The following is an 11,685-nucleotide window of genomic DNA, read 5'->3' on the forward strand; positions in this document are numbered from 1 at the left end:
TTTACTGGATCCCCGCCTGCGCGGGGATGACGGGGTTAGTGCGGGAATGGCTGTTTAACTTATCCGCTTCACAGATTTCTATTTAAACAGACATTAGGTAAAATCCCTGCTTCCGAACGCGTTGTGAAACGCACAATGAAGAAGATCATCATGCCAGAAAATAAACCTCAGTCTCGTAATGACGCACCATCCTCAGACACCAGTCTGGTTCGCTTGAATAAATTTATCAGTGACACAGGTTACTGCTCGCGCCGGGAAGCCGACAAACTGATTGAGCAAGGCCGGGTGCTGATTAACGGCCAGCAGCCAGAAATGGGGGTGAAAGTCGGCCCGGATGATGAAGTACTGGTGGATGACAAACCGCTGCGCCGCAAAGAGCAGCCTGTTTATATTGCGCTGAACAAGCCCGCCGGGATCACCTGCACCACGGAAAGGCATGTTGAAGGGAATATTGTTGACTTCATTGGCCACCGCAAACGTATTTTCCCGATCGGCCGGCTGGATAAGGCGTCTGATGGTCTGATTTTCATGACCAATGACGGCGACATCGTCAACAAGATCCTCCGCGCCGGTAACTCGCACGAAAAAGAATATGTAGTTCGGGTGGATAAACCGGTGACTGAGGCGTTTCTGACCAAAATGGCCTCCGGTGTTGAGATTCTCGATACCGTCACTCTGCCGTGTAAAGTCACCAAGGAAACCACCTATTCCTTTCGTATTGTGCTGACGCAGGGCCTTAACCGCCAGATCCGTCGTATGTGTGAAGCACTGGGCTTTGAAGTGTATAAACTTCGCCGCGTCCGCATCATGAATATCACCATTGACGGTCTGACAAACGGTAAATGGCGCTATCTGACCGAGGATGAAATGGCCGAGATTCACCGTTTACTGGCGCTGTCGAGCAAGACAGAAGAAGCGTCGCGGGTCGACAGCCAGGGGCAGGCCATCAGCAAAGCCACAGACGCTAAACTGTACGATGCCCGCCAGCAGAGTGAGCAGGAAGCGCCGGTCAGGTACAAAACCTATAAAGGTAAAGGCGAGGTCGAGCGTCGTCGTCCAGGCAGCAAACCGGGCAAATCGCCGCAGCGTCCGCACGATAAGAAATCCGGCGGGCAAGCGGGCAAAGGGCCGAAAGGTGGTCGTCAGGACCGTTCAGGTCATGAGTCGACATCGCCCGGCATTAAAAAATGGAAGTCTAAGAAAGACCAGTAATGGCTCAACGCCGATTCTGCTTGCATTCCCCTGCGCAACTTTGCACTATTCAATGATTACAAAAAGCCAGAAGCAAAGTTACAGGGGAAGTCATGGCAGGCAACACAATTGGACAAGTTTTTCGCGTCACCACCTTTGGCGAAAGCCATGGTCTGGCGCTGGGCTGCATCGTTGATGGTTGCCCACCGGGGTTGGCACTGACAGAAGCCGACATGCAGCACGATCTCGACCGTCGTCGGCCGGGAACCTCTAAGTACACCACACAACGCCGTGAGCCGGATGAGGTCAAAATCCTGGCCGGCGTGTTTGAAGGCCAGACAACCGGTACTTCTATCGGTCTGATGATCGAAAATACTGATCAACGCTCAAAAGACTACTCCCAGATTAAAGATCTGTTCCGTCCCGGCCATGCTGATTATACCTACGAGCAAAAATACGGCGTCCGCGATTACCGCGGCGGCGGCCGTTCTTCCGCCCGTGAAACCGCGATGCGGGTAGCGGCTGGCGCAATCGCCAAAAAATACCTCAAACAGGTTCACGGTATCGAAGTGCGTGCTTACTTATCGCAAATGGGCGACGTCAGCATTGATAGCGTCGACTGGGATCAGGTCGAGCAGAATGCGTTTTTCTGCCCGGATGCTTCGAAAGTCGATGCGCTGGATGAGCTGATCCGCAAACTCAAGAAGGAAGGCGATTCCATCGGTGCCAAACTGACAGTCGTGGCTGAGAATGTCCCGGTTGGACTGGGTGAGCCGGTGTTTGATCGTCTGGATGCCGACATTGCTCATGCGCTTATGGGTATCAACGCAGTGAAAGGCGTGGAAATTGGCGATGGCTTTGACGTTGTGACACAGCGCGGCAGCGAACACCGCGATGCTATGTCACCGCAAGGTTTCAAATCAAACCACGCTGGCGGCATCTTAGGCGGGATTTCCTCCGGTCAGGACATCGTCGCCCATCTGGCACTCAAGCCCACATCCAGCATTACCGTGCCGGGCGAGACAATCAACAAGCAGGGCGAAAGCGCTGAAGTGGTGACCCGTGGTCGGCATGACCCGTGTGTCGGCATTCGCGCCGTACCTATTGCAGAAGCTATGGTGGCTATCGTCCTGATGGATCACCTGTTGCGCCACCGCGCGCAAAACGCCGATGTGATGACCTCGACGCCTAAGCTGAAAGAAATAGAATAATCTGATTCAGAGCGGCAAGTTAAACAAAAAGAGGACGTTGGGGCGTCCTCTTTTTTTGTTGTTCGTTACTGTTTCAGACAATCGCCAGCGGCTCTTGGGCACATAAAGTGGCTTAAAAGGGAACGAATACCGTCTAAATCTGTGTCAGCACAATATTGGCTGAGTTGGTTTAAATAGGCTTCTGTTTCAGACCATGGGCTCGGTTCTTCTGATAATACCATGATTTTGGGATGCACAGTTCTTTTTGCATTGTCTGTGATAAGCGGCTCTTCCTCGAGCTTTTCTCCAGCCCGAAGCCCGGTGAAAATGATTTCTATCTCGGGGCTGGCCTGGTGAGTATTCACTGGGTGAAATTGCTGAATCAGTCGTTTAACCAATGTTAAAACTTTAATCGGTTTCCCCATATCAAGAACGAACAGCTGTCCGTTTTCGCTCATTCCATTTGCTTGAATCACCAATTGCGCAGCTTCTGGAATAGACATGAAGTAGCGAGTTGCATCAGGATGCGTAACAGTTACTGGTCCGCCTTGCTGGATCTGCTGCCTGAATAACGGTACGGCCGAACCGGAAGAATCAAGCACGTTACCAAATCGTACTGCTGTAAATAGTGTTGTGTTCTGATACTGAGCCAGAGATTGCACTATAAGCTCTGCCAGTCGTTTGCTGGCACCCATTATATTAATAGGTTGTACGGCTTTATCGGTAGAAATCAGGGTGAAGTGGCTGATTTGAGCCTGTATTGCGGCTTTTGCTAATGCCAAAGTACCAAAGACATTATTATACAATCCCTCAATAATGTTTTGCTCTTCTTCAAGCATAGGGACGTGTTTGTATGCTGCAGCATGATAAAGGTTGTCTATCTGATGTTTTACCATCAGCGATTGAGTTCTCTGCTGATTTTGAACAGAACCTAAAGCTGCGACCAATGGAATCTCAAGGCCCAGGTTTTTGAGTTGCAAGCTGATTTCCTGATGAATGCGGTATAAGTTAAATTCATTTAACTCAAATAGAACTAATTTTCTGGGTTTCAGTGGGATGATCTGTCTGCATAACTCTGAGCCAATTGAACCTCCAGCACCCGTAATCATCACGGTTTTGCCGGTAATATTTTTTGACATGAGCGATGTCAGAGGCAGCACTTGTTCACGGTCTAACAATGTTTCGATGTTTATAGTGGTTTTTGGCATGAGTGATTCTGTGAGCATGGAAAATCGCGATGTCGATATTACGGGCAACAGTATGCTTGGATAATAATTTGCATTATCTTGCTACTAGGCGTTCAGGAAGGCTGCATCATACCATGGGCTTCAGTGCTAGCGTGAGTCTCCTCGTGATATAAGGCTTATGTGTTGCGGTTAGCACTATGATCCCAAACCCGCTATAATCGGCGGCATTCTTGCGGGAGGGGCTGGGATAATCAGTGCTGACCTCCCAGATGTTAAATGAAGCCACACAGTCCATGCCTCACGATTATAACGACCTGATAACACTCTTTAACCGCACTTTCTTAACCAGCCTCAACACCGAATTGGTGCTGGGCGGTGATGAGCCGGTTTATCTTCCTGCCGATACTGGGCACCCGCATCACAGAATTGTGTTTGCCCGTGGTTACTTCGCCTCTGCACTGCACGAGATAGCGCACTGGTGTATTGCCGGCCCCGAGCGTCGCTTGCTGGAAGATTATGGCTACTGGTATTTGCCAGACGGGCGGGACGCTGATCAGCAGGCAGTGTTTGAGCAGGTTGAAGTGAAACCTCAGGCGGTAGAGTGGCTGTTGTCGGCCAGTTGCGGCTTTCGTTTTCAGGTCAGCTGCGACAACCTGAGTGGTGATCATGAGCCGGATCGGGTAGCATTTACCCGCAAAGTCCGCCAGCAGGTGCTGCATTACCTGAATGGCAATACACCGGAGCGAGCAGGCATACTGTCAGAAGTGTTGCGTCAGCATTATGGTGTCCAACCGCTCAGCGCAGACGATTTTCCTGAGCCGCTTTGATTCGCATCACAGCAATGCGTATCAGTGGCGTGAGTAAACCTATTCTGATCCGCACAGGGCCAGATTCAGATAAAACGAAAGAGTGACGAGATGATCCAGCAATACGAAGAAAAGCTGCTCACCCTGATTGACCTGATGGTGGAAACCGCATCGGATGACGAGTTATTTGCAGGCGGTTACCTGCGTGGCCACATTTCGTTGTCGGCAGCAGAGTGTGAACGTGGCGGCATTGCGTCTTTGGATGCGATGAACCAGGCGGTGAATGACAGCCTGAAGAATGCGCAGTCTGAGCTGAACCCTGCCGATCAGCAACTGGTGAAATCACTGTGGCTTCAGTTGCAACAGTCGGCGGTTGAATAACCGTTCTGGTTAGATTGCCGTAATCCAGGCACATTGCCAGTAACTGAAACAGAAGTACAAATAGAAACAAAAAGGCCAGTCCGTTACCCGGACTGGCCTTTTTGTTTATGCCGTCTCTGATTGCTTGTGTTGGCAATCAGTCGTGATTTCTGAACGCAGAGCGAATCAGAACAAAGGCCACAGCCAGTATACCGCCCAGCAGGGTCGCGATAGCCACAATAAGTAAGCGTTTAGGTTTGTCTTTGGTCACCGGCTTTTCTACGTTTTCAAGAAAACGGTAGGTTTTGAATTTGATATTTTTATTCAGTTCAGTGCCCTGCAGCAGCGACAGACGCGCTTCTACCTGCTGAATACGGGGTTCAACCACGCTCAGGTTTTTTACCGATTCCAGGGCGCTCACCTTGGCCGCCAGTGCTTTGGCGCCTAAGTTGATGGCAAAAATCTCGTTATCACCCAGGTTCTGAACCGGCTGATTGACATCCGCGGCACTGGCGATATTCAGGGCGTATTGGGTACGCTCTTTTTCAACCAGCAGAAAGCTATTGGCCTGGCTGCGCAGTACCTTAAGCTGTTGTTTCAGCTCATACTCTTTGGCTGACACCAGCGCCTGCACATTAGCTAATGTATCGTTATAGACTTTAGCAGAAACGAAATCGATGTACTGTTTCAGCATATCAAAGCTGCTGTTACTGGTGGTCGCCTGCAGATTAATCACGAAGGTATCGGATTCCTGCTTGCTGGCCTGCTGAGCGGTGATTTTATCGAACCAGTTTTCTAACTCTTTGTCGGTATCTTCTTCTGAGCTAATGGTGTTGTCAGATAAAAACTGCTGAAAATCGGCGTTGTCCATCAAAAAGGCTTTCTTGTTTTCCAGCGAATTAAAGCCGTTGATGAAATGCTTAAACAGCACTTCGGCATCAGCTACATCCAGAAGCTGAGTGCTGACCAGTACGGTACCGTCAGCCTGATAGACATCAAACGCAGGCTGGAAGGCACTGATTTCACGTTGCAGCTGAGCAAAGTCGGTGATCTGAGGTTGAATCACTTTGGCTTTGGCCGTCCACCATTCCTGCGCGGTCAGTGCGTAGGCAACACCTGCGATGGCGAAAACAACAGTAATCAGCGCTATCAGCAGCTTTTCTTGCCACAGTGTTCTTACCAGCTGGACGAGATCAATTTCATCAGTGCTGTCTGGTGTTGGCATAGTTTGATTAGATTGATGAACAAGTTGAGGGCCTGACGGGACGGCTTTTGTGTGTGTATCTGTCACTATGACACTTCCATTGATAACTGCAATTTGTGATGCGATAAAGAAGAAAAGTAAAAAATTATCTTTGTAATTTTATCTTAATGTGTTCAGTAGAGCATTAGAATTAAGTAAATATGTACTCACAAGGCAAATTATAGGTGGGTGCTCTTAGCGGAAGCAAGCAGCCATAGGCCACTCGCAGGAAATTATTGAACAAGTTTCTACTATCCGTGATCCCTGACAAAAAAATCGGATAATCGAAGCCCATTAAAAGTTACTTTTTATACAAAAAAGCAACATGAGCTAAGCGTGGCCTTAAGACATGGGATGCCGAGCCCGGCTCTTGCTTTGATTTACGATGTTCGCTTTCATTTGCAATGAATGTCAGGGTCAATCGACTGAATAGGGGAAGCTGATATATTTGCGCCGGTAGTTTGACGAACCAGCAAAAAGAGTCAGCAGGAACACGACGGCCAATAGCCCCAGACTGAAGACGATATCTTCCTGAACCACCAGTTGGTAGCAGCAGGTGGCAAAAAACGCGATCGCCAGCAACAGGTTGATTTTATGCAGTACGGGAAATGTTACCGAAAAAACAGCATACTTTCTGAACATATTTCTACCTCACAAACGTCGATTACGAGATCACTCCATCAGTTCAGGAAGGCGACAGTATTTGATGAAGATTAATATTTAGCCACTTTCTATATTGCCGATACGGGATCCCGGTGCAACTGTTCAGCTGATCGACTTAGTAAAACTACAGCGCATGAGTGCAATAAATCCATTTAATCTTCAGGGTTAATTGTTGGCAAAATCAGACACTCAGAGCAACTAAAAAGAGTTGAAAGGATATAAAGAAAGCTAAAAAACAGGAGAAAAAGCGAAGAGGGCAGAAAAGCAGGAGCGGTTGCGATCTCAGCAGTAAGCTGACCCGCCGAGGCGGGCCATCCAGTGTCACCTGACTATAAAGTCATGATCCTCATACTTATTCCGCTTGCATCATTTTCCGGCTGTACCAGGGATAACGCGCATCGGTAATGTTATAGAGCTGGTACTTACGGTTGAGCATCTGCCCGCCGTCACGCGTCAGAGGAAGCCAGGAAATATTGGCGCGGTTGCGGCTTGGTTTTACTGTCATCAGATCGTAAGGGATCGAGATGTAAAAGCCTTTATTGTAACTGCCCTCACCAAATTCTTCGGCCGACAGATTGGTTTTGGTCACAAAGGCACCGGCAATCACCCCGCTGTCAAACTGCTTGGAGAAGTCGAAGGTGACACCCACATCTTCTGTCAGATAGCGCCCGGCACTGATTTTCATCAGCGTATTGGGTAACAAAGTCCACTGTGGCTGGTAATAGAAAGTGGCATGGCCGGTTAGCGCGCCAGTTTGCACTTTGTAGTCACGTCCTGTGATGGGGTCAAAATGCACTTCGTCATGGAAAAGACCAAACTGGGTATCCGGGTCTCGCTGAATCACGTAGTTCATATCAGCACCCAGCGCCCAGTTTTTTCCCATGGGGCGATAAAGCACTTCACTGCCCGCACCGGCAAACATCATTTCCAGATAACCTGTGTACGCTTGCCCATACCAGTTATCCGCCAGTTGATCCATCCAGGTCAGCTGAAGATTGTTGACCCGGATCGGATTGCCATCAATGTACTGGCGAACCAGAGTACGAACACGTTTTAAATCTGTGCCATCGGGCGGCACATCGTAGAGAAACTTATCGTAGTTATCGAACAGATTGAGATAGACGCTGCCGCCCAGCTCCCAATGGTCTGTCATGTGGTAACTGGCTCCAGCCGTCACCCCTAAGTTGTACAGATAAAACCCTTCGGAGCCGCCAAAAGACTGCTGAAGGGTCGGGGACACACTCAGGTCCCATTTGTCAGTGTCTGTAGCAATCAGCCGGCCTTGTGGTTGTGCCGGTACCTGATGAGTGATGGCATCGTCGATAGAGGCATTGACATAGCTGTGACTGGCTACCTGATCAAATGCTTTCACATTAATGCGGGTTTCTTTGACCGGCAGCTTGTTGCTGGTTTCGATCAGGCGGTACTCGCTATAAAGCGGCAGGCTGGTGTCAGGATCTGTCGGTAACTGATTGCTGAGCAGGGTCGCCGCACGCTGATAACCCTGGTCACGATCCCGGTATTTGTTCTGCGGCGCCTCTACAGTCACGGTATGGCCATCCGCGTATAGGGTCGGGTTTTCATAACCGGCGTTGGTATGCAACTGATTCGCGATGTTCTGCCAGTCTGCGCTGGTGGTGGAGCGTTTTTGCCTGTCGGGCGCATAAGCGGCGGCAGGTGTATCGCGCCAGGAGGCTGTCAGCTGATTAAAATTGGTATTAAGGTTAAAACCGGCGGTCCAGGTATGGCCGCGCTCATAGCTTATCCGCAGATCGCCCCAGTCGCCCAGGCGGTATAACACCCCCAGGTTTATCGGGCTGTCCTGAGTCATATCAGAGTCCGCGCGGGTCACAGGAAAATCACTGGTATAGTCGTTGCCATCATATTCCAGTTTCAGTCGTAAAGGCCGCCAGGGCGTCTGGTATTCCACCCCGCCAAATAACGCCATGCAGCCGGAGAACCAGCGCTCGAAATCGACACTGCCGCCTTTGCCTTTATATTCGGTATTACGGCCGCAGTCGCTGCTCAGGCTTTTATCGCCGGATAGGTTGGCACTGTTGCCGATATAGCCCCAGCCCAGCCCCAGGGTAAAATCCAGCGCTCCCCAGTGCTTGCTGGCCGCAATGTATTCGCCGTCAAACAATCCGGTACCGCCAAAATCACGAATACCGACAGAGGTTTCTGGTATCCAGAAGCTTTCTTCTAATAGCCTAAGCTTAAAGTCTATGCCCTTGTCAGTGTATTTGGTATCGCCACTGAAGTCCTCGTCCTCACTGTAGAGAACATCCTGAACCAGCGTGTAGCGTATGGTGGTTTCCAGCCAGGGGAACAGCTGCAGTGACACATTGTAATGCAGGTAATCTTGGTTATAGGTGGTACCAAAGGTGAATTCGCCTTCCGGCGCAACACGACCGGAAGGCATCTGGATCAGGCCAACGCCACCAAAATCGGATTGGGAAACGGAAAAGTCAGGATAACTGAATTCATCGGCATGGGCCGTAAGGGTGATAATCCCCAGAGATAATCCTGACAGAAAATGGAGACTCGGAAAACGAAGACCCAGGCGCTTGGTACAGGAAGACATAACAGGCTGATCCATCAGAAAGGCCTTTGTGAAAGCAAGTGAATAATTTGAGAATTTAACGACTTCGCACTCGCTGGCAGATCGGTAAACGCAAGATAAAGAATGGCACCCGGCGCGATATCTTTATGTTGCCGGTTCCAGTACGCGATGCTGTGTTGTTCGGCTTTGCCGTCGGGCTGAATCACCCAGATATAATCCCGGTTGGCCACCGATAACGTTTGTATCTGTTTCAGATAGCCAGCGGCATCCTGCCTCTCCTGCCAGGGCAGGGAAAGATCAGCTGTATTGCTGCCGGCCGGCAGCTTAAGGGCCCCTGTCACCTTAACGGTATTGGGCCGGGTGGCGAATCGCAACACAAAAGGCCCGTTCAGCGCAGGGTTGTTATCCGGCACAATACGCACGCGATCGCTGTCTAACGGAAGAAAAATGCGCTCACCCGGCATAGGCGAAGCCAGACTTTGCGCCAGCTGAATAAGAGTCTCACTGGCAGCCGGGCGATGGTAGCGCCAGTGATCGGCCAGCGCTCGGATCTGCCTGTCCACGTTTTGCTGCTGCAGGGCGAGGGCTTGCTTAGCACGGTGATCGGCTTTCCATAAAAAGGATCCGGTCCAGTACAGAGCCTGAGCAGTATTGTCTGATTTTGTTGATAACTGGTATACATTGGATAGCGCGTCTTGTTGAACCCGATCCAGGCGGACGGTATCAGGGTAGCGCAGTTGCAGTTCTTTATCGCCGTTGTCTAGCTGTACCCTGACGAAGGTGGGTGTCGTTTCAACAGGCGTCGCCATGGCAGCAGGTGTCAGGGCTGGTGGTATCCCTAACAAAGCGATCAGTATCAAAGCCGTCAGTTTAAAAGCAGCCGGTATCAAAGCTTTTATCATAGTTCCGGGGGTGCAAAACCATGTCTGGTGAGGCGAGAATATCCGGTATAAGTGCTTGTCTGGATTCATAAATCGTTATCGTCCGTAAGCTTTAAGCAATTGTGTTTCGACTTCAGGTAAGCCGGGTGCGATAAGCTGGCGACTTTTCAGTACCTGACCACTGGCGGGCTCAATCCAGAAAACGTTGTCAAACTGCAGATCCAGACTGGGTACATCAACCGTCTCAACAAAATAGCGAGCAGACTGAGTGATATTGTTGATCCTAATAGTCACCAGCCCTTTGTCCTCAAAGCGGGAGGTGAGCTGATAACCAAAGTGATAGCCGGGCTGCCAGTCGATGCGGCGGGTCCAGGTTGTCGGTGTAGAGGGCAAATGCAGTCCGAGTGCGACCGGGTCTGGCGTTTCTGCTGTAACCTGCACCAGATTGCCAAGGGGCAGGTTCAGGGTTTTCACCAGCCGCCCGTGCTCCGTCACTAGCATGCCTTTGTCGGCGGCCAGCCATTTCAGCTGCATAGCCAGCTCGGTAGTTTCTGACTCAGTAGCCGTTTTTGGCTCAGTCGCAGCTTTTGGCTCAGTAGCAGTGATTGACGATGTCAGAACCGCGGCAGGTTCTGCCAGTGCCAGCACCATAAAGGCCTGAGGGCCGTCTCCGATACGGGCGTACATACTGGCGTAAGGGAGTTGTTCAATCCAGGCTGAGGGTTTCACCGTGTCATCATCACCGCTGACAGCAAGACGAAAGGTATCCGACACATTCTGAAATTTTTGGCTGCATCCGGATAAAAAAAGCGGTAACAGGGCGATGAGTACCAGAAAGCGTCTGTTTACAGAAAGACGGGCGTCGAACATTAGGTATCCGCTAGTCATAGGTCAATGGGAGTCACAGGTCAATAGTAGTCACTGGTCAATGACAGAAATAAAAATAACCGCACAGATGTGCGGTTATAGAATCAGAGACAGCAAAACGTGTTTGCTTAGCCCTTATTGGTTGTAGAGTTTGATGTTGCTGTGTCGTTGTCGTTGGCATCAATAACAGCGATGGCTGTTACTGCCACGGCAGCGCCCACAGCAACCGTTGTAGCAGTGATACCGCCAACAGCGGCAGCCGTTGCACCAGCAGTACCGGCTGCTGTACCCGCCGCCGTGGTTGAGGCAGTAGTTGCTGTCGTTGTTGAAGTGGTTGCTGTTGCAGTACCTGTCTCGGTAGCTGCAAACGCTGAACTGGCCATTAGCAGCGCAGCCAGAGAAACGATTACCTTGTTCATCCTATTCCCTTATTGATTTGTGTTGAGTGATAAATTCTAAAAATTTCGGCTTGTTGATAACGCAAAGCGCTTTTCAATGATATTTCGATATATCAAGGATAGCAATGTATTGAATGTGAAGATTGAGGATTATGGCATTTTTAAAACAAAACACTCAGTTAGAATGTGCGTTCTAAATAATAAAGTGCGGGTGAAAAAAGTATTGTTTGAATATCGCCAGAGAGAGTAATCTCTTTGGTGAGTTTCTGTTAAATGTATCAAAAAAGACTAATTTACCTGCGAACAATGGCCTGACGATGACTAATTACTCTAATT

Annotated in this window: 11 protein-coding genes; 4 read left to right on the top strand and 7 right to left on the bottom strand. The window is 49.9% G+C overall.

Features of this window, described 5'->3' with window-relative positions:
* The first annotated feature begins 150 nt into the window (after nucleotides 1–150).
* Together rluF and aroC are read left to right on the top strand one after the other, a co-directional pair.
* A complete protein-coding gene (gene rluF, locus L6J37_RS02285; protein WP_237793974.1) occupies nucleotides 151–1,212 on the top strand; it encodes a 23S rRNA pseudouridine(2604) synthase RluF in 1,062 nt (353 codons plus the stop codon).
* Between the two features lie 92 nt (nucleotides 1,213–1,304).
* Nucleotides 1,305–2,402, top strand: coding sequence for a chorismate synthase (gene aroC / locus L6J37_RS02290; protein WP_237793976.1), 1,098 nt, complete (start codon nucleotides 1,305–1,307; stop codon nucleotides 2,400–2,402).
* A gap of 65 nt (nucleotides 2,403–2,467) precedes the next feature.
* On the opposite strand, the gene L6J37_RS02295 is transcribed toward aroC, so the two are convergent.
* The gene (locus L6J37_RS02295) at nucleotides 2,468–3,589 is read right to left on the bottom strand and encodes a UDP-N-acetylglucosamine 4,6-dehydratase family protein (RefSeq protein ID WP_442956994.1); all 1,122 of its coding nucleotides are present in this window, start codon (nucleotides 3,587–3,589) and stop codon (nucleotides 2,468–2,470) included.
* 272 nt (nucleotides 3,590–3,861) lie between these two features.
* Here L6J37_RS02295 and L6J37_RS02300 point away from each other — a divergent pair, with 272 nt between their 5' ends.
* Nucleotides 3,862–4,395, top strand: coding sequence for an elongation factor P hydroxylase (locus L6J37_RS02300; protein ID WP_192017038.1), 534 nt, complete (start codon nucleotides 3,862–3,864; stop codon nucleotides 4,393–4,395).
* Nucleotides 4,396–4,485: 90 nt separating this feature from the next.
* On the top strand, nucleotides 4,486–4,755 hold the full coding sequence (locus L6J37_RS02305; protein WP_192017039.1) for a YfcL family protein: 270 nt from the start codon (nucleotides 4,486–4,488) through the stop codon (nucleotides 4,753–4,755).
* 136 nt (nucleotides 4,756–4,891) lie between these two features.
* On the opposite strand, the gene L6J37_RS02310 is transcribed toward L6J37_RS02305, so the two are convergent.
* From L6J37_RS02310 to L6J37_RS02335, 6 genes are all read right to left on the bottom strand, one after another.
* Nucleotides 4,892–6,025 carry an LPS O-antigen chain length determinant protein WzzB gene (locus tag L6J37_RS02310; RefSeq protein WP_237793978.1) on the bottom strand — a complete coding sequence of 378 codons (1,134 nt, stop codon included), beginning with the start codon at nucleotides 6,023–6,025 and terminating at the stop codon, nucleotides 4,892–4,894.
* Between the two features lie 369 nt (nucleotides 6,026–6,394).
* Entirely contained in the window at nucleotides 6,395–6,619 is a 225-nt protein-coding gene (locus tag L6J37_RS02315) for a hypothetical protein (protein WP_192017041.1), read from the bottom strand.
* Between the two features lie 373 nt (nucleotides 6,620–6,992).
* Nucleotides 6,993–9,224, bottom strand: coding sequence for a YjbH domain-containing protein (locus tag L6J37_RS02320; RefSeq protein WP_237794037.1), 2,232 nt, complete (start codon nucleotides 9,222–9,224; stop codon nucleotides 6,993–6,995).
* 14 nt (nucleotides 9,225–9,238) lie between these two features.
* Nucleotides 9,239–10,105 carry a capsule biosynthesis GfcC family protein gene (locus L6J37_RS02325; RefSeq protein WP_237793980.1) on the bottom strand — a complete coding sequence of 289 codons (867 nt, stop codon included), beginning with the start codon at nucleotides 10,103–10,105 and terminating at the stop codon, nucleotides 9,239–9,241.
* Between the two features lie 75 nt (nucleotides 10,106–10,180).
* Nucleotides 10,181–10,954, bottom strand: coding sequence for a YjbF family lipoprotein (locus tag L6J37_RS02330; RefSeq protein WP_237793982.1), 774 nt, complete (start codon nucleotides 10,952–10,954; stop codon nucleotides 10,181–10,183).
* Nucleotides 10,955–11,079: 125 nt separating this feature from the next.
* Nucleotides 11,080–11,370 carry a hypothetical protein gene (locus tag L6J37_RS02335; RefSeq protein ID WP_237793984.1) on the bottom strand — a complete coding sequence of 97 codons (291 nt, stop codon included), beginning with the start codon at nucleotides 11,368–11,370 and terminating at the stop codon, nucleotides 11,080–11,082.
* Nucleotides 11,371–11,685: the final 315 nt, after the last annotated feature.

This window comes from Photobacterium sp. WH77 (genome assembly GCF_022014395.1).
Lineage (GTDB): Bacteria > Pseudomonadota > Gammaproteobacteria > Enterobacterales > Vibrionaceae > Photobacterium > Photobacterium arenosum.